This is a genomic window from Paenibacillus sp. strain BS8-2 (genome assembly GCF_054483835.1).
Window position 1 is genome coordinate 2,480,910 of the sequence record NZ_CM137010.1, and the last position, 21,678, is coordinate 2,502,587.

Here is a 21,678-nt window from a genome sequence, read left to right on the forward strand (position 1 = left end):
TGAAGGATTATAGAGAATTTTGTCGAATTTAGCCATGAAGAGAAAAAGAAATCAGTCCTGATTATGGAGGGTTTCCATTGATTGTACAGACGAAACTTTACATCCCACATAAACGACATGCCTCTGTGCCAAGGCCGAGGTTGATACAGAAGCTTGATGAGGGACTTCATACCAAGCTGACATGGATCTCCGCATCGGCAGGTTACGGCAAGACAACACTATTAAGCGAGTGGGCCAGAGAGAGCGGCGCTCCAGTAGCCTGGGTATCGCTGGATAAGGGGGATGATGAATGGTTGTCGTTCTGGACCTATATGATCTCTTCCATCGAGGATAAGGCGCCTGGCTTCGCGCAGAAGGTTTTGCCGCTTATAGGTAAGGGGACGACGGCATCATTCGTATGTCCAGAGCCTGCGGTTGCAGCCATCCTGAACGAATTGAATCGTCTGCCCGGCGAGCTCGTGATCGTACTGGACGACTTTCATTGTATCGAGCTGCCTGCGATACAGAATTCCTTTCATTATTTGATAGACTATTTGCCATCTCATATTCATTTGTACATCGCTAGCCGTACCGATCCGCCTATCCCATTCGCAAGACTGCAGGCCAAAGGAGAAATGTGGCTGATTACGGTTCAGGATATGCAGTTTCGTCCTGAAGAAGAGCTAGCATTCTTCCGGGAAACGGCAGGTTTAACACTGACTAGAGAACAGCTCTCAGAGCTGCATAAGCAGACGGAAGGGTGGATCAGCGGACTTCAGCTCGCGGCCATCTCTCTGAAGCAGAGTGACAATATCGCAGCAACTATCCGACAATTCGGCGGTCACCAATATCGCATTTCCGACTATCTGCTGGAAGAGGTATATCTTCATTTGGAGGAGGATCTCCGAGCATTCATGCTTCAAACCTCCATCTTATCCCGTTTCGATCATTCCTTGTGTGAAGCTGTGACGGGAAAGTCGAACGCTCAGGAACAGCTGGAGCGATTGGAACAGTTGAACTTATTTATTACTCCATTGGACGACCAAAGGCGGTGGTACCGTTATCACCACCTCATGTCTGATTTTATGCGTCGTATGTTCCTTCAAACAAAGCCGAAGCACTGGGAACAAACACATGTCCATGCGGCTCGCTGGCTGGAGAACCACGGCTTCGAAGAAGAAGCGGCCGAACATTATCTGCAAGGAAAGCAGTATGATGACGTTGTTCGGGTCATCGAAAACAATCTGCAAGCTTTTTTGCATAAGAAATTTGCTGCGCTTAGCAGGTGGATCCTGCAGATGCCGGAGAGCTTCCTGGCTAAGCGTCCCATGGTCGAAATGTTCTATCTGCTTCTTCTGATCGGAATCCGGCAGTGGGACAAAGCCTCGGTCAAGATCGAGGAGGCCAAAGCCCGTTATGAAGCGTTGCGAGCAACGATGGAAGAAGCGGAGTGGAAAGAGCTTATGGGCAACTTCTACTACCTATGCGCGACTTCGAGTTATTTCAAAAAGGATCTCACTAAGGTTACCGAATACTTTGAGCTGGTTGAGCGATTTGCGCCGGAAGGCAGCTTCTTGCAAAATATTGGGGACAACCGGTATAACGGCTATGAGGAGTTCGATGATCATTTGTCGTTCATTAACGACTATCATGGCGCCGCCGAGTTTTTGTTGAAATGGATCAATCGATGGAGTAACAAAAAGGAGCATCCTTTTGTCGGACGTCTTCAAGCTTCCTACAGCAAGCTGCTGTATGAATGGAATCGGCTGGAGGAAGCAGAGCGCTGCATCAGCCATGTACTTCTTCCCTATGTAGTGCCCCCGAATACGCGCAGCATGCTGCAAATGTACGTCAGCGCTTCGCGGATCCAGCAAGCATTGGGTCACTCTGGACGTGCCGCAGAGCTGCTGGAACTGCTGAAGGTGCGGATTGAATCTCCGGATTATGTGCTTTTTCTGAGCAAAATCGAAGCGGAGCAAGCTTGCCTAGCCATACGGCAAGGCTCCTTGCGTGAGGCGGCAGATTGGCTGGAGCGCTGCGGCATGACCACGTCGGACGAATTATCGTTGAACGGGACAACCGAATACGCGGCTTTTGCCAGAGTGCTCGCCGCATGCGGGCGAACGGATGAGGCGTTGCTGTTGTCTGGAAGGCTCTCGGAGCTCTTCCGGAGGGAGGACCGTCTTCGGGATGTCATCAGAATGGTTATTCTGCAAAGTGTGACGCATTATCGCACTGGGCAAAGGAAAACGGCGATGGATGTGCTGGAAGACGCTCTTCGCCTAGCTTGGCCGCAAAGGTTCGTTCGCAGCTTCGTGGACGAAGGCGGCGTTATGGCGGAGATGTTAGCCGTATATCTGGACGAGCGGCGAAGCAACCACTCACCTACCAAGGATGCTGTGCTGCTGGACTATGCGAGTAGTCTCCTACTGGCTTTGCAGCCTGCAGAGCAGGAGATGGAAGTGCCAATTCCGAAAGCGGCACAGCCTATAACAAAGCGGCAGATCGAACGGCTGACGAATCGCGAGAAGGAAATCGTCTTGCTCATGGCAGAAGGGATGTCCAACAAGCAGATTGCTATGGATCGGGATATTACGGAAGGAACCGTTAAGAGTCATGCCAACAATATCTACGAGAAGCTGAACGTTCGTACGAGAGTACAAGCGATCAACAAGGCAAGGGAGCTTCGATGGTTTGACTAAATGTAAGCGATGAGGCATGGACTCTTCTTCGAGAGAGTCATGCCTTTTTTTGCGTCAAGAGTGAGGTTTCTTTCGACAAATAAGGTGTTTTTTTGCCAATCTATAACTTTCTATAGATGTGTACATATCGCCTTTTTTATAAAATTATGATTGGTATATCCAATTGGGGGGGCAATGGAATGCGAGTTTGGAAACGGATTACGGCTTCTATATTAACTTTGGCGATGGTGACGACTTCCTTGCTTGTATGGGGGACGGAACCGCTGCATGCGGCAAGCGGCGACTATATCTATACATTGGCGGGTACGGGTGATGCGGCTTCCAACGGAGACGGGGGGGCGGCTGCAGCGGCAGCTGTAAAAGGTCCGGAAGGAATCGCTATCGATAGCGCCGGTAATCTATATATAGCGGAACCGACAGCCAGCAGGGTTCGGAAGGTGGATAAGCTTACAGGGATAATAACAACGGTGGCGGGGGATGGAGTCGAGTCGTATTCCGGGGACGGAGGTGCTGCGACTTCGGCCCAATTGAGATATCCGACCAGCGTGGCTTTAGACAGCAGCGGCAATCTGTATATTGCGGATACGATGGACAGTCGAATTAGAAAAGTAGATACACATGGGACGATTACTACGTTTGCAGGTACGGGAATCGTCGGTTCTTCAGGAGATGGAGGAGATGCTGCTGAGGCTGAACTGAGCTACCCAACAGGGCTTGCTTTCGATAGCGCAGGAAATCTGTTTTTCGCTGAAGGCGGAACGCATAAGATACGAAAAATAAATAACTCGGGGATCATTGAAACGATTGCCGGGACGGGGAGCTACGGCTATTCGGGAAACGGGGGAGCAGCAATCAATGCTCGGTTGAATCGCCCGAGCTACCTGGCTTTTGACGGCAGCGATAATCTATATATATCGGATACGGGCAACTTTAGCATTCGGAAGATCGATACGTCAGGAATAATTAGCACGGTGCTGGGCCAAGGGTCGCAGGGCTATACAATGGAGGGCGAACTGGCCTCATCGTCTTATATGGGTTACCCAACGGGTCTTGCATTCGACAGTGCCGGGAATCTGTACGTATCGGAATACTTGTATTCTACGATTAAAAAGATTGATACGTCGGGTGTAGTTACGACAATTGCGGGAATTACATCGCCTATCTACGGGGGAGACGGAGGATTGGCAGTTTCGGCAGCCGTAGCGAACCCGCAAGGTCTGGCAATCAATTCGGACGGTTGGCTGCACATTGCGGACAGCAGTAACAATCGAATTCGTAGAATTGGTCCGTCAAACAATGCGAATTTGGGGGAATTGAGTATTTCCAATGGCATTGTTTCGGTCCTTGCAGACATAAGAACGACAAATGTTCGCGTGGCCGCCTTGCTCAGCACGAGCAGCGTGACGATTACGCCGACGGTGAGTGATTCTAATGCCACTGTAACGGTCGATGGCGTTTCCCTGGCAAGCGGTTCGGCATCGAGCGCGATTAACTTGAGCTTAGGGAGCAATCCCCCGATTGAAATCGAGGTGACGGCGCCGGATGGTACAACGAAGACGTACTCATTGACGATAATAAGAGCTTCTAACAATACGCTATTGAGCGGAATAACGCTCTCAAGCGGGAGCATAGATTTCGATTCGAACGAGCATGGATATTGGTTTTCGGTAGGGCGTGATGTGAGCAGTATTACGGTGACGCCGACGCCTATCGAAGAAGAGGCGGAGGTTTGGATCGAGTTGGAGGTAAATGGAGCACTCGGGCGATATGATCCCGGGGATTCCATCGACTTGATCAGGGGGCTCAATATCATCGATATTAAGATAATCGCCCCGGACACGATAACGAACACCAGTTACACCTTATTCGTAACAAGAGAGTTGAACGACGATGCTAGCTTGAGCGGCCTGGCCTTGTCGAGCGGCGGCCTGGATACTGCGTTTGCATCCGAGACGTTCAATTACACGGCGCAAGTGGCGAATAACGTGAGTAGTTTAACGATAACTCCGACGACCACCGACAGCCATGCGACGGTTAAGGTAAATGGAACGACTGTCGCGAGAGGTGCGGCATCGGCAGCCATTAACTTGAGCGTAGGCGAGAACGAGATCCCGGTTGTGGCAACGGCGCAAGACGGCACGACAACGGCAAGCTACACCGTGACGGTAACGCGAGCGCCAAGTGACAATGCGAGCTTGAGCGGACTGATCTTGTCGAACGGCGGCCTGGATACTGCGTTTGCATCCGGGACGTTCAATTACACGGCGCAAGTGGCGAATAACGTGAGCAGTCTGACGATTACGCCGACGACCAGCGAGAGTCATGCGACGGTGACGGTAGACGGAGCGTCCGTCGCGAGTGGCATGGCATCGGCAGCCATTAACTTGAGCGTAGGCGATATCGAGATCCCAGTTGTGGTAACGGCGCAAGACGGCACGACAACGGCAAGCTACACCGTGACGGTAACGCGAGCGCCAAGTGACAATGCGAGCTTGAGCGGACTGGTCTTGTCGGACGGCGACCTAAGTCCTGCGTTTGCATCCGGGACGTTCAATTACACGGCGCAAGTGGCGAATAACGTAAGTAGTTTAACGATAACTCCGACGACCACCGACAGCCATTCGACGGTGACGGTAGACGGAGCGTCCGTCACGGGAGGTACGGAATCGGAAGCTATTAACCTGAGCGTAGGCGAGAACGAGATCCCGGTTGTGGTAACGGCGCAAGACGGCGCGACAACGGCAAGCTACACCGTGACGGTAACGCGAGCGCCAAGTGACAATGCGAGCTTGAGCGGACTGGTCTTGTCGGACGGCGACCTAAGTCCTGCGTTTGCATCCGGGACGTTCAATTACACGGCGCAAGTGGCGAATAACGTAAGTAGTTTAACGATAACTCCGGCGACCACCGACAGCCATTCGACGGTGACGGTAGACGGAGCGTCCGTCACGGGAGGTACTGAATCGGAAGCTATTAACCTGAGCGTAGGCGAGAACGAGATCCCGGTTGTGGTAACGGCGCAAGACGGCACGACAACGGCAAGCTACACCGTGACGGTAATGCGAGCTGCGGCTCCGACTAGCGGCGTCAGCAAGAGCGGTAATGCCGACTTGATCGGCCTGACATTATCTAGCGGCACCCTAAATCCGGTATTCGCATCGGGTACGACAAGTTACGCTGTAAGCGTGGAGAACAGCGTAGGCAGCCTATCGATCAAGCCTTTCGTCAGCCATCAAGCGGCAACAGTGAGAGTGAATGGCACTTTCGTGGCGAGTGGCGTGACTTCAGGCGCAATTAGTCTGAAGAACGGAGTCAATGTCTTATCGGTTACGGTAACGGCTGAGGATGGAGCCACCAAGACTTACACGGTAACGGTGACGAGAGAAAACGGGGAAGCAACAGCTCCGCAAACTCCGGGACCCATGTTAAACGAGAAGATTGCGAATGCGCTTAAAGTAAAAGAAGCTTCGTTCGCCGCGCTTGAAACAACCGTGTACAAGCCGTTTGCGGATGTTGAGGAAAGTAATTGGAGCTTCCAAGCGATTCAAATTGCTCAGAGATTAGGGATCGTAAAGGGAAGAGGCGACGGTAAATTCCATGGAAGCGACGCGGTTACACGCGCCGAGTTCGCGGTTATGGTCGCAAATGCTTTGCATCTCGATGAGGGTAGCGGTGTGGACATGCCTTATTCGGATACGAAGGGGCACTGGGCAGAAGGAGCGATTCAAGCGTTGACCGCCGCTGGCGTCGTAGAGGGCATTGGCGGGTTTCTCTTCGAGCCGGATCAGCCCATCTCCCGAGCTGAGGCTTCGGCGGTTCTGGCACGACTCATCATCTTTGATGAGTCTACCGGCAATACTCCATTCTCGGATACGACCGAGAGCTGGGCACGTCCGTGGATCGAACAGCTTGCTGGCGCAGATGTGTTGAACGGCGAGGGTAATGGCAAGTTCCTTCCAGAGGTGAACACGACACGCGAACAGGCAGTGGCCATGATTCTTCGTATGCTGTCCGTATGCCGCAACGTCAATCTGCAATGGGCAAATGAAGGAGGGAGAACATGAAAACCGATTCCAGTAACAGAGTGGCACACAAGCTCGTAGCCGTCATTCTGACAATAGCCCTCCTCGTGACGATGATGCCGGCGATGGCGATGGCAGAGGCGGTAGTCGAAGCGACGGATATTACGATCGGCACGGCGGCTCCAGTCAATGGGGCGAATATCGTGGACGGGACGGTTACATTCGGCGGAGGGACGGTTACGGACGTCAAGTGGTCTACGGACGGAACGACATATGCCGCAGCGAGCGGTGCTTTCGCGCAAAGTACGGTCTATCGCACCAAATATGTGCTGATGGCTGGCTCCAGTCACGTATTTGATCCGGCTTCCGGCGTATACGAGCGAAACGGCGCAAAAGATATAACAGGCAGAATCGCGGGCTTGGGGACGGGAACGTTTACCGCGACCGTAAGCCAAGGGTTCACGCTCAACGATACATTAACGATTGTGGTCACATGGCCGAACGCGACGATTGAGGCCCTCGACATTTCGATCGGAACAATCGCTCCGGCAACGGGCGCGACGATCGCGGACGGCGCGAATACGTTCAACAAAGCTACGGCCGTTATGACCTGGTCCGACAATGGAGCTGTTTTTGGTCCGGCAGGCGGGACATTCGTGGCGAATACCTATTATTACACGAAATATATAATTACCTCGAACGCGGGATACGCCTTCGATACGACACCTGGAATCTACAAGGACGGTGCCAAGTCGTTAGCAGGACGCATATCGAATCTGGGTACGGGCATGCTGGCCGGGGCGTCGGTCTCGACGGTAACACGTCCGAGCGATACCTTGACCGTTGTGGTAGGGTGGGATATGACCGGCGCGGGATCGGGTCAGACCATCATCGGAGCCTCCGATCTGACGATCGGCACTTTGGCCCCGACGCCATCCGGCGTCGTTGCCAACGGAACAAACGTGTTCAACCACGCGACGGTCATGTATGCGGAGTGGTACCAAGTGTCTCCTAATGTACTTATGGATGAAGGAGATTCTTTCGTTTCAGGAAAGACGTATACGGTCGAATATGCCCTTCAGGCGGAGAACGGTTATAAATTCGACTCTAGAACCGCTTATAGCAAAGGCGGATCCAGAGATTTGTCGAGCCGCATTACGAATCTCGGATCGGGCACGTTCCAAGTATACGACGGCTACGAAGGCGAAGAGATGTATGTTAAGATCACTTGGCCGCAAACAGGGCTCCTCCTGCCAAGCGGCATCTCCATCGGCACGCCGGCGCCAGTCGCGGAGGCGGCGATGGCGAACGGCGTCAATATGTTCGGCCACGGGTCGGCCGAAATCGGCTGGTCTGCAGACGGTGGCGCGACCTTTAATCCGGCGAGCGGCTCCTATGATTTTGAAACGGGCTACAAGACGAAGTATGTCATTACGGCGGGCACAGGCTATTATTTCGATTCCGCCACAGGCGTTTACGAAGCCGGTGGAGCCAAGTCGCTTGCGAGCCGCATTACAAATCTCGGATCAGGAACGTATACCGCGGTCGTATCGGGAACGTCAAATGAAACGATGACGATCATCATCTCTTGGCCGCAGACCGCTGCAGAGCCGTTCACGACGATTGAAGCGTCTACGTTGTCGATCGGCACGGTCGCTCCTGTCACAGGGGCGAGCATCGCGAACGGAACGAACGGTTTCGCGCATATCTCGGCTAACGTGACATGGTCCAGTGACAATGGCTTGTCCTATGCTGCGGCAAGCGGAACGTTCGCGCCTGGCAAGGTGTACAAGACCAAGTATGTGCTGACGGCGGATGAAGGATATGTATTCGATCTAACGGCTGGAGCCTACGACTCTATCACGATCCCGAATCTGGGAGACGGCACCGTCTATGCGGCAGCAACGACGACGAGTACATCAGGAGACACATTGACAATCACCGTTACTTGGTCTTCTACTGCACTGGCAACGATTACCGCGGGCTCCATCGTGATCGGGACGACTGCTCCGGTAACGAATGCGATGATGGTCGATGGAGTCAATACGTTCCCGAATACGACCGTTAGCGTCGCTTGGTCGGGCGACGGCGGTCTCACATATGGAGCGGCAAGCGGCGCATTTGCACCGATTACGGTCTACAGAACCAAATACGTGCTGACAGCGAATGCCGGTTATACGTTTGATTCCGCGATTAATGCGTACCATTCGATCAACGTGCAGAACGAGGGCGGAGTGGTAACAAGCGCGGAGGTATCCGCGGAGACAGAGGCTAACGATACGCTTACGATCGAGGTTACTTGGGCGGCGACTGAGGCGGCTACAATCACGGGGACAGACATCTCAATCGGCACGATCGCGCCTGTGACTGGTGAAGCTCAGGTCAGCGGAACCCATACATTCGCGCATGCGACAGGGAACGTCACTTGGTCCAGCGATGGCGGTGCCTCCTTTGCGGCAGCAGGCGGTACTTACGAAGCATCTGCTGTCTATCGAACCAAATACGAGTTGACAGCCATGACCGGCTACAGATTCGATTCGGCTGCTGGCGTTTACGAGAAGAACGGAGCAAGAGATCTGTCAGGCCGTATCGTCAATCTCGGCGCTGGCACATTCTCTGCGGCGGTAACTACAACAATTACATCGAACGATACATTAACAATCGTGGTCATATGGCCGGCTACGGGAGCGGCGAAGATCGTCCCGGCGGATATTTCCATCGGAACATCGGCCCCTATTACGGGGGCGGATCAATCGAACGGAACCAATAGGTTCGACCATGCTTCCTCGAGCATTACCTGGTCCGGCGATAACGGCGACACGTACCAGCCGGCAAGCGGAGTTTACGGTATTGGGAAGAGTTATAAGACGATGTATGTGCTGACCGCCTCGACAAACTATCAATTCGATGCGACGGCGGAGGCGTACAGTTCAATTGCCATCGCGAACCTGGGTACAGGCACATTCTCGGCACTAGTAACGACAACGGTTCGCGCTAACGATACGTTAACGATCATCGTAAGCTGGCCGGCGACTGCCAAGATCGATACGGTCAAAATCAACATGAGCAACAGGACCGACCTCAAAGCCTATTCGGGCAATACGCTGATTCCTACGCAGGGGCTCATCGTCTCCGCCGAAAATGATTACAGCATTACGCTCGTTAACGAATCCATCGATGCTGCCAATCCATCCGCGCCGCTTGCCGCCGTGATGGTGACGGGTATCCAGGTTAGAGACGGAGCAGGCAACATTGTGCCAATGAGCGTGGAGCGAGTATCGACAGGCGTTGCTCAGAATCATCCCTGGAGTCTGAAGATTAATATCGAACGCAACGCATCGATGTCGGACAGAGGGATTACAATTACGGTCAACACCGATACCGCCCGGCGAATTGATATTCGTAATCTACTGGGCTTTAGCAACCCAACGATCGAATATTTGTATACCAACCTGGGAAGCGGTTATCCATACGAATACGGCAATTATTATTATTTCAGAACGGGAGATTGGCTGCGGCTGCAGACATCGTCCAGCGGATTAATTCCGGCGGGCGTGCAGATTGTGGGCAAGGATACATCCCAAACGACATCTGTGACGAACACGCTGTTCGACACGACCAACTACCAATTCGGTTATACCTTCGCTATGCCTAGCGAGCCGATCTTCTTGTCGGTGACCTCAACGGATGGGAAGGCCGCGCATCATATTGCGGTGCAAGCGACGATACCTGGCGTCATAACGCCGACGCTGACGGGAGGACCGCAGTTCGTGCAGGCGACCGCAAGGACGCAGGCGAGCGACTATTCCGGAGCAATTATTACCGTCAATCCGGGCGATTATAACCGTCGAATGTACAAAGTGACCGGAGTAGCTGTTCGTTCCGATCTGCTCAATGTTTCTTTACCGGTAACATCGGTCGGCGACGGCACATATTCATTCGTGATGCCATTCACTGATGCTAACGTGACGGTAATGGTACAGAAGATTGTGTCAAACAAGGTTGAGACTGCGATTTCTACGAATGCAAATGCGGAAATGAAGGTAGATCTCGAGGAGTATTATCCTGGTGATACGATTAACGCGGAGATTGTGAACAAGGATCAGGCGAAATACTTGGCGAGCGTACAAGTGTACCGCGTGATTGGAGGCTCGCGTTCCCTGGTTAGACAGGTGCAGCCGGCTAATCCTTATGACTCCAGAATGCTTGTCGGACTGACGCCATACGCATCTAATGCGGTGCTGACGGCCGACGCGACGCTGCAGGTCATCGCACTGTTCGAGAGTTTCTCAATACCGATAACGACGGCAAACACGGAGCAATTCTCGAGCTATCCAGCCAGAGCGGGCTTGAACGAGCCGATTACGTTCAGCTTCGCTCCGCCAAGCGATACAAACAAGATCTACAAGCCGATTGTCCGATTCCGAGATCGGTTGGGCAATAAGACCGTACAGGCATGCACATATGTGAAGTCGGACCCTCAGGATCAGACGAAGAGCGTCTATACTTGTCCGGCGGTCACGAAAAATAATATCGATCTAATCGAATTATTATACGATGCGATCGATACGAACTCTCCTGCCGCAGGCGGCTCGGCAGGTGGAGCAAAGCTCAGAAATATAGCTTCGATCTCGCCTAACTCGAGATTGAAGGATCTATTTAAGACGATTAACGTATACGGAACAAATATGAATGGTCAGGGACAAGTATTCATCGGGACATCGCCGAATCCGACGGTAGCCGCTACCGTAACGGATGTAACTGCGACCTCCCTGGCGATCCAAGTGCCATATAATATGTTGTCCCGCACGATGGACGTGACGTATTACGTATCCAGCAACGGTGTTCAGCGATCCGTTACGATCCCGGCAACGGAGAGCTTGAAGCACACCAAGTTCGGTTATATGGCGATTGTTTCGGATAGCGCATTTAATCATTCTATCGTGGTGTCCGATAGCGAGAAGGACTTGAAGCAGCAATTGGGCGATCGTATTCCGAGTCTGACGATCAAAGGCGACTTCAAAGCGAACGTAGACAACAGAGGTGAATACGTGTTCGAAGGCACGTCGATCATGAATGGCGGTCTGACGGCCTATCTCCCTAACACGGGAAGCTCCCTCAAAGTGCGTGATGATCTGGACGGCACAGTTAGGTTGACCATGGTGCAAGTCAGGATGACCGCGGGCTCCTTCAACATTATGACGACATCCGACGGCTCGATTAGATTGGATAAAGGCATCGCGTATATACCCGAATATGCAAGGGACGAGGACGGGGACCTAGTGGATCCGTCGAAACGCAACATTGAGATCTTTATTAACAACCAGAACAAGCTGATGGTTGTCGGCAACGGCATGCAGGCCGGCGTTACAGGGGCGACACTGCTAGGCAACTCTGTCATCTTCGATGGAAGATTATATTTCGGCATGGCATTGCCTGGCAGCAGTACGGTAGGAATTGATCTCAATATCGATCGCCTTCAATACGGTATGGATGGTCAAGGGAATTTAAGCTATCAAGGCGTAGTCGCGAACGGTTCCTTCACACCGGGCACGGAGCTATCGAAGAAACTGCTCGGCGGGTTCGGCATTAACGGCAACGCGGAGGGCTCGATCGATACGTTCAACGGCCAATATGGCGTTGCGTTTGATGTAGACGCCAAGCTAGCGAATTTTGCGTCGAACTTAAGCCTGAAGACGGACAGCTCGACCGGTCGATTCATCCCCGACACCATCAAGATCGTTGTCGGATTAGGGAGCGGGATTCCGGTAACGCCGATGACGCCAATCGCGAAGCTGACAAGGGTCGGCGGGGGCGTCTCTGGTCTAGCGGATACGATAAGCGGCAACTATAAGGGCATTGCGCCGATCTTGATTCTGCTTACGGGCGATTTCGAAGTTGGAAGTCTCATTCCGGGAGCCGGCCTGCTGGAATTTAATGATGTGGAGCTCGCCATCGGGCCTTCCCGGATTACTTTGTCCGGCAACCCTACACTGCTTAAGATGGAGATCTTCGATAAATTCCAAGCCGGCATTTATGTGACGAACACGTCTGTCTCGTATCAGATGGAGATTGCGGCCAATATCTTGAAGAACTTCTCGGTTATACTGGCTGGCGGCAGCGCCAACTTGACGTATTACAGAAACGACGGCTTTAACCTCAATGGACAGTTGTACGGCAGACTTCAGGTGCCGGAGATCGATGTGGGCGTGTTCTCGATCGGACCGTACACGCTGATGGACCAAAACGTCGGGCTTAGCAATACGAACGCTTACGCGTCGTTCAGCATTCTTGGCTTTGGATTAAAGGTAAATTATTCGTTCGGCAGCGGTTCAATCGGCGTTGGACGCCGCAGCTTGGCTCCGTCTCAGATGGGACCAGCCGGACAGACCGTGTTCGACGAGCATGGAGCGGCGGTCGGACAGATCAATGCCTTCTCCAACATACGGATCGTCGCGTCGAGCGGAGATTCCAATGATAGACTCAGATCACTTGCGAATACGCCATCCATATCGACGAACATCGATGGAACCGAGCATACTGTAACGTTCCTGGAGGGCTTGACGGAGGAGTACGCCGTGCTTGTATCCGCAGATCCGGACAATCTTCGCATTTTGGATCCGAGCGGCAACCCTTACGGCTTGACGTATCCGGAGACGCTTGAAGACGGAACGCCTTATTACAATGACCCGAACGCGAATGCAGCAGTGATGTCTGAGAACACCATTATGCTTCGACTCGAAAACTTGGAGGGCGATTGGACGATAACATCGGATGAACCGTTCGACAGTTCAGTGATTGCCATTGCGCCAATTCCAACAATTGCAGGTACTTCCTACGAGGATGGAACGCACAAGGTAAGCTGGGATCTGTCGGGACTGGATATTGCGACGGAAGACTATGAAGTAGAAGTCCGACTATCGACGGACAACGGCGACGATCCGAACGCCAGAAGCGCGGGTGTACTCGTTCATACTTCAGTTGTGGATACCACGGATGTGACGGACCAAGCGGCATCCGGCAGCTATACGTTGACGGAGCAAAATTTGAACAATTTGCAAAGCGGTGAGTATTACGCAAGGGTGACATTGATCGGGAAGCCGAAGTCAGACGCATCCAAGTCGATTCCGTATGCAAGCCTGAATGCGAAGCAGGCGATGGATGTCATGAATCCGCTCGCTCCTGGCTCCATAAGCGCCGTAACCGCAATTGCAGGCGGCAATGGAACAATTCAAGCGGAGTGGGGCGCTGTCTCAGATGCGGACGGTTATCTCGTTCGGTTGTACGATGCAGAGGGCAATGCCGTTATGTCACCATTGACGTATACGGATGAGATCGGCAGTGACGGCATTCCGACGGGTAATAGCGTTGCGCATGCAGGAAGACCTATTGAATATCAAATCGCGGCTGACGACGAAGTGGATGGACGATTCCGTCTCAAATTCGGCGGAATCGAGCCAGGCAGCAGCTACAAGCTAGCCTTCACCCCGTTCGCCTATGGTGATGATGCGGAGCGGAACTCGACGTATATATACGGTCCGACTACGGTGACAGATACTGTCGTCGTTCCGATGATCAAGTCTCCTGTTATCCACGTCAAGTCTAGTACGGGCATTATGACCAGTGATTCGATGCTTGGAAATGTGCTTACGGTAGGCGGCGACTTTACGCTGGACGTCGCGACGACTTACTTGAACGCGGAGGACGGACAGACGCAAGATTTGGACACCAGATTTACCGTATGGCAAAGCGATGGAACCATCGATGAGACGACCAATATGCCAAGGTTCGTTCAGGTCTATGCCAGCGAAGAAGATGAGAACCAGGTTTCCATACCGATAACCGTAGATGGAGACGCGGGGTCGACCATGCTGCGAATTGTTGCAGAGAATGGTCAAGGCGACGAGTCGGAGAGCAGTTTGGCCGTCCACTACAACAGCCTCCCGCCTGCTTTGTTCGTTGAAACGGGAACGGATGGCAAGATTGTCGCCAACTCAGAAGGGCAGTATCAAATCGTGGGCAGCACGATACCTTACGCGTCTGTGATGGATGATCTGGGGAATCGTACGACGGCGGACGATGAAGGCAGATTTACGCTGAGCGCCGTACTTGACTCCGTTACGCAAGCCTACAGTACCGTTACAGCTAGCGATTCCTTGGGCAATGTTGCGCAGGATGATGTCTCGATTGTCAAAGTCAGCGAGCCTACTGACCCAGGACCAAGCACGGATCCGGATGATGGAACGGAGGGCCCTCCGCCAACAGATGGCGACGAAACCGACGGCTCGACGGACGGAGGCACGGATCCAGATGATGGAACGGAAGGTACTCCACCAACGGATGGCGGCGAAACCGGCGGCTCGACGGACGGCGGAACTGGAACGGATATGACGTTTAAGGACGTGCATGACGAAGCGGCTTGGGCCGAAGCAGACATCAATCGAGCCTACAAGCTTGGCATTGTATCCGGCCGGACGTCGGATCGATTCGATCCGAACAGCCCTGCGAGAAGAGATGAAGCGATTGCGATGCTGGTCAGAGCTCGGAACCTGGCAGTCGGCAAGCAAGCCGATTTGGCCGCGGCGGCCGCGCACTTTGCCGATTGGAACGAGCTTGCCCTGTGGAGTCGGCCGTACATTGCCGCTGCATATGTGAACGGGCTAATAGCGGGCAGGGAGCATCAAGGCAAGCTTTATGTCAACGGAGCATCCTTCATTACGCGTGCAGAACTGGCTGTATTGCTTCAGAACGCTTACCTGCTGATAGAGGAGGCAGGCAACAACAAGACGTTCGGGGATATAATTCCGTCGTGGGCCAGCAATAGTGTCGCGATCCTCTCTTCCAATGGCATAATCAACGGGTATCCGGATGCAACGTTCCAGCCGGCTTCTAGTGCATCGCGCGCGGAACTCGTGGTCATGTTCATGCGGTTGATTGATCGACAAGGCGACGGGAAGTAATGATAAAGGAAGTACAATATACGGAGCATGACGAGCGAATCGTCGTTGCTCCGTTTTTTGTGTGATGAGCTGCGAGGTACGCTTGCGTTTACGAACATACACCTTTCGTATACTATCATTGCGAGCGCGAAGCTTTTACAATGAATGTGATTTTGTTGCATTCATCCTGATGGAAATGGGGGAGTTACGCAGTGAATCCAAAACGAACTCTTGCGGGGGCATATCGATTTATTGTAATTTTTGTGGCGTTGGCTCTTACCTTTGCCGCAATACCGGCGCAGCATGCCCATGCTATCGTAAATCTTCAGCTGCTCAAAATTTTCAGCAATGTATTTGATAACACGCTTGATACATGGAACGACAAAGGTCCGGTTCTTGGCGGAGAAACCGCAACGTTTGCGATTCGCGACGATTCCGCCGTGGGGACCGATCTTGAGCGGTTCACGCTCTCGTATTCTAACGATAATGGGGTCACTTGGATCCCATTGCCGGATGCCCGTGTTACGAGTTCAGAGAGTTACAGTTACAATAGTTTTACCGAGCACTATGGTTCCTTCACGGTACCGCTTGACCCTCTTATCACGTCTGCCATTTTTAAGATCGAAACGACCTATAATCCGTTTATAGGGGCGAGAAGTTATCCTTCCGCGGTCTCCAAAGGGATCCCCGTCTTGCAGCCGGGCGGGCCGAGCGATGTCGTGATTACAGCTAACAGGGATACTTCAATCACCCTGGCATGGAACGATAACTCCAATATGGAATCGTATTATCAGATTGAACGAGCGGGGGGGAAAGGCAGTAACCGCCTCTTCTACGTCAGAGATACGAAGGAAAGTGTGGGTCCGTTAAGTTATGTGGATAAGGAGACTGAACCGGATACGTATTATGTGTATACGATCAGACCAGTCATCGATCAATACCGTATTCCGGTCGAATTACAGCCAGGAAGCGTAACACGACTCGCCAAGAGCGCGAAAAAGTCAACAGGTACGTTACCTTTTCTGGATATTATCGTGCTGAAGGATGTGCCTCCTTACTTACTGAATATCATAAAAGACGCCGAGACGATCGAGAATCCGACGCCTCCGATCACAACACCTCCGATCACGACGCCGTCGACTCCTGGAATTACCGAAGAACAATTGGCAGGCGCAAGCAGCTGGGCCAAGTCCGAGATCGCCGATGCTTACCGGTTGCAATTGACAACGGAGGCGGTGATAGGACGTTATACCGCGCAGATTACGCGCGAGGACTTCGCATCCGTCGCGGTTAAGCTCTACGAGAAGCTGAGCGGGTCTCCAGCGGTCCCGAGCGCGTCAAATCCCTTCACCGACACGGCCAATGCCGATGTGCTCAAAGCTAGCGCACTTGGTATTGTTCAAGGGACTTCGGCCAACCAGTTCTCCCCATCAGCGGCAATCTCCCGTCAACAGATTTGCGTCATGCTTATGCGCGCCATACAAGCAGCCTTGCCCGGCAAAGCGCTGGACACAAGCGCCGGCGCCGCCTTCGCCGACGACAAGCAGATTGCAGCTTGGGCTCAAGAGGGGGTTCGCTTCGCCGTTAATGCCAAGATTATGGGAGGCGTCGGGGGCAATCGGATCGATCCGCTAGGCAGCACGACACGCGAGCAGGCGATCGTTCTGGTCAAGCGAGCCTATGAAGCTTTTGTATCCCCACCCGGAGTCATTAATAAAGTGAACTGATTATCGGCTGGAAAAATAATCTAGTAGAAGATCGGCAGTTACCGCTTCAATAGCGATGACTGCCTAGCCAAAGCCGCCTACCGCGGCTTTTTTGGCATTGCAAAAACAACCGATTTACAGTTATATGACATTGTCATTGTCGACAAAAGTCGCTACCATAGAGATATAAACTATAGTACCGATGCGGGGGCCGCTATTCGGACAGAAGGACAGGATTCGTATGAACAAGTTTAATCCATTGCGATACTTTCGATTAAAATCCGGTTCACTATTCCTCCGTTTGGTCGCGGGGTTCCTGTGCATCATTATGCTGCTCGCGGGGGTGACGATGTATGCCGTCTCCGAATCCCAGAAGAGCGTCAGGCAGGAAATCGTCAAGTACAATACGCTCATGCTGCGCAATACGATGGAAAACTACGAGAATCACTTCGACATCATCAAGTCCCAAATGTATTTGTTCTATTATACGGATCGTGTGCAGCAGCTGCAGCGTGCGCCGCAATACTCCGATTTTCCCGCCATCATCAGCGATATTCTGACTTGGGTGTCAGACCCTAACTTGTTTATCGATAACATCGTCTTTTACTCCAAGAGTAATCAATTCGTCATCGAAAAGGGCACAAGCACGAAACCCGATACGATGTTCGATTACTTTCTGACGAGCGATCGTTATTCCAGAGCGTTCTGGGATCGACAGTTCGAAGAATCGTATACTAACCGGATATTGCCCGCGGACACGTTCTACATGAGCGTGTATCAAGGGAGGCAAGATTCTGTCGGCGAATATATACCCATCGTGTTCAAGCAGTCGGCCAACCAGGATTTCTATATGATCGTCTTCCTTAATGCCAAAAAAATGTTCGCGGCATACCATCAGACGTCGACCGAGGACCTCGTCGTCTATTCGAATCAGGGGGAATTGCTGTATAACCGAATAGCGTCTTCGTCCTACCCGTCAGTTGATAAGCTGCTCAAGGACGGGGAGAACGAGTTCATCAAGGACGGACACTATTACTTCCATATGCGCGCGAACGATAGCGGCATGACTTATCTGCACCGGCTGCCGGCAGCGGAACTTGCCTCGCAGGCGAGAATGAACGCCACGATGATCGCAGTCATATTGGCGGTTCTTGTGATCAGCGTAATGATTGCCTTCTTGCTGGCGACCAAGATTAACAATCCGTTCCAGCGACTCGTCGAATCGATTCGCGGAACCGGGGACGAGGAGATCTACCGCTCCAGCATTCAGGAGTTCGACATGATCGGCAATCAGCTCAGGGACAAGCAGCGCCTGACCCGCCAATGGGCGTTTATCAACCATTTGAAAGATATCAGGAATAAGGAGCAGGATTTGGCCAAGCTCGATTTTCAAGGAAAGCCTTACGTATTCGTCTTGCACCACGTCGTCGAAAGACCCAAAGCGGCATGGCCGCAAGGGTCCTTCCAGAGCTGGCTCTATTATATGAAGGTCTTTATCGAGGACAAGCTGAACCGGACGTTTCCCGACGCGATCACGTTCCAAATCGAGTACAATCAGATTCTGAGTCTCGTATTCATCGATGGGGAGCATGAGCTGCGGCACTCGTTGAACGAGATTAAGAGCGTGCTCGATCACGACCGGGAAAGTGGCGCCATTACGATTGCCGTAACGTCGGTGTACGAGCACTCCGGTCAGTTCAGCGAGGCTTACAAGGAAGTGAAGGAGATGAGTCTCCTCCGCAAATTGACGGACGAAACCCAAATCGTAACTTCATTGCCCGTCGGCACGGCGACCGTCGCGTTCCCCAAGGAACAGCTGGTTCAGTTCCGTGCGAACCTTCGTGAAGGAAACGCCGACGTTCTCCAAGGATTGCTAGAGCGGCACTTTTCGGACTTTCAGGATAAGGATGTACCTGCAGTTGCTTGGTTCCGATTCGCCGAATCGGTGGTCGACCAGCTGCGGATTACCGTTTCGGAGATCGCCGGGCAAGCCGGAGCGGACGCGCTGCCGGACAAGCCGGAGGAGCACATCGCCGGCTGTGTAACGGTCCATGAGCTTGAAACGTTATTGCTCGATTGGACAGTGCGGGCCGCGGACGCCGTCCGGGCCAAGTCCGAGGCGCCCAAGGATCCTATTACTTCCTTCGTATTGGATTACGTTGGCGATCATTTGGCTGAAGAAATCTACTTGGACGCTCTCGCCGAGAAGCTGAATCTAAGCAGCGGCTATCTGTCCACCTACTTCAAAGACAAGACGGGCTCGAACTTTATCGAGTATGTTAACGAGACGCGGATCCGGAAGGCGTCAGAGCTTCTGCTGAACACAAGGTCGAAGATTCAGGAGGTGGCCGAAGCGGTTGGCTACCGGAATATTACGTCCTTTAACCGGATGTTCAAGAAGTATACGGGACTGAGTCCCAGCGAATATCGCAAGAGCGAGCATAACCGTCCGAACTGAAGACGGCGCCGTGACGGGGCTACAAACCCTGTAACGGCGCCGTTTTCGGCATTTACGAATCTTTAAAGTTGGCTTTTTTACGGAAACCTTTACGTTTTTTCAACTATTCGAGATATCGTAAAGTTTCCTCCACATCCGCTTATTTACGCTGTCCATTGCCGGGGCCTAAAGTGTGAGTAAGTGTTATCGGCAGCACAGAAACGGACGCCGGTTTCATTTCATCCTAATTAAAAAGGACGGGGAAGCAGACATGAAGAGAAAAAAGGTTATCTGGACTTTAGCAGCGCTCTCTCTATTGATTAGCGCATGCAGCGGCAACGGGGGCAACAACAATACGTCACCAAGCGCATCGACGGGAGCGGAGGGAACGGCGACAGCAGAAGCGACGGCAGCTCCTCAAGCGGAAGCGGCTACGATCCGCATTCTGACGGAGAACAACACCGCATGGCCGCCGAAAGACGATTGGGGCGTATGGAAGTGGGTAAAAGAAGAAACGAACATCACAGTCGAGCAAGAGCTTGCGACAGGCCCGGAATCGCTGGCACTGGCCGTATCCTCCGGGGACATGCCCGACATTCTGTCCGTATTCCCTGCCGATGTTCAAAAGTTCGGACCGCAAGGCGCCTTTATCAATCTCTCCGAACACATGGACAAAATGCCTAATGTGAAGGCTTACCTAGACGCGAAGCCGGAAGTGAAAGAGCGCGTACTTGCTCCTTCTGGCGAAATCTTCAGCATTATCAACGATGGCGCGGGCGAGTCCAGCCAGATGGTCTGGTTCTACCGCGAAGACATCTTTAAAGAACATAATCTGACAGCTCCAACGACTTGGGAAGAGCTCTATAATGTGTCCAAGCAGCTGAAAGAGCTGTATCCGGACAGCTATCCGTTCATGTTCCGCCACGGACTAAGCACGCTTGACACGTTCGGTCCATCGTTCGGCTTCTATCCGGAGTTCTACCCGGACCCTGCCGACCCTACGAAAATCACGTTCGGCCTGCAGAATCCGAATGCCAAGACGATGGTGGAATGGCTGAACAAGTTCCTCAAGGACGGCCTTATGCCACCTGACTGGCTGACGATGGACTATAAAGCTTGGACGCAATTCATGGCGACCAACAAATCGTTCGTTACGGCTCAATTTATCGGCCAAATCGAAATCATGAACGGCCAACTGCCGGAAGGAAACCTCGAGTTCATGGCTCCTCCGATCGGCGCCGGCGACAAGCCATACCTGCCACGCGGCGGTTCCGAAAGCTACGGACTTGCAGTGGCATCAACGACGGAGAACCTTGACGCATCGCTCCGTTACCTGGATTACATCTTCTCCGAGAAGGGCAAGGACATCCAGAGCTGGGGCAAGGAAGGCGAAACGTATACGATCGTAGACGGCAAACGCAAATTCAACGACAACTATAAAGAACCAAACGATATGCGCATCCTCTCCGGTATTCAAACGGCGGCTACTTACGGTTGGTTCGACTTCGAAGCTTGGCTTGCTCTCGTAAAAGAAGAGGAGCAAGAGGCGTATGTGGAAGCACCGAAATACCGGTTCCCGATCGCTTATACGCGTCCGGTACTGACAGCCGACGAAGCGGCTTCCATCACGACGTCCAACGATCAGATCTGGAAATTCTGGACGGGCGAAGTTACAAGATTTATCTTTGGCGACCGTCCGCTCACCGAGTGGGAAGCTTTCGTGAAAGAGCTTGAGAGCCACGACCTGGAAAAAATCCGCGCGGTGTACCAAACGGCGCTTGACCGTCAAATCGCCAACGCGAAGTAATCGCGGGGAGCAGCAGGGCCGCACGCAAGGTAAGCGCGTGAGGCCCTGCGCTACCTTTACGGACAATCTCAGACTTCAGGAGGAAT

6 protein-coding genes are annotated in these 21,678 nt (G+C 52.7%); all 6 read left to right on the forward strand.

What is annotated here, in order from left to right; genetic code table 11:
• Window positions 1-77 precede the first annotated feature (77 nt).
• Window positions 78-2,681 (forward strand): LuxR C-terminal-related transcriptional regulator, encoded by a 2,604-nt coding sequence (locus tag ACX1C1_RS10900; protein ID WP_458957094.1) that lies wholly within the window; start codon window positions 78-80, stop codon window positions 2,679-2,681.
• Between the two features lie 179 nt (window positions 2,682-2,860).
• Complete coding sequence (locus ACX1C1_RS10905; protein ID WP_458957095.1) at window positions 2,861-6,745, forward strand: cadherin-like beta sandwich domain-containing protein; 3,885 nt, start codon at window positions 2,861-2,863, stop codon at window positions 6,743-6,745.
• On the forward strand, window positions 6,742-15,663 hold the full coding sequence (locus ACX1C1_RS10910; RefSeq protein WP_458957096.1) for an S-layer homology domain-containing protein: 8,922 nt from the start codon (window positions 6,742-6,744) through the stop codon (window positions 15,661-15,663). Before ACX1C1_RS10905 ends, ACX1C1_RS10910 begins: the two co-directional genes overlap by 4 nt.
• A 191-nt stretch (window positions 15,664-15,854) precedes the next feature.
• The gene (locus ACX1C1_RS10915; RefSeq protein ID WP_458957097.1) at window positions 15,855-17,369 is read left to right on the forward strand and encodes an S-layer homology domain-containing protein; all 1,515 of its coding nucleotides are present in this window, start codon (window positions 15,855-15,857) and stop codon (window positions 17,367-17,369) included.
• Between the two features lie 220 nt (window positions 17,370-17,589).
• The gene (locus ACX1C1_RS10920; protein WP_458957098.1) at window positions 17,590-19,806 is read left to right on the forward strand and encodes a helix-turn-helix domain-containing protein; all 2,217 of its coding nucleotides are present in this window, start codon (window positions 17,590-17,592) and stop codon (window positions 19,804-19,806) included.
• 250 nt (window positions 19,807-20,056) lie between these two features.
• Window positions 20,057-21,592 carry an extracellular solute-binding protein gene (locus ACX1C1_RS10925; protein WP_458957099.1) on the forward strand — a complete coding sequence of 512 codons (1,536 nt, stop codon included), beginning with the start codon at window positions 20,057-20,059 and terminating at the stop codon, window positions 21,590-21,592.
• Window positions 21,593-21,678: the final 86 nt, after the last annotated feature.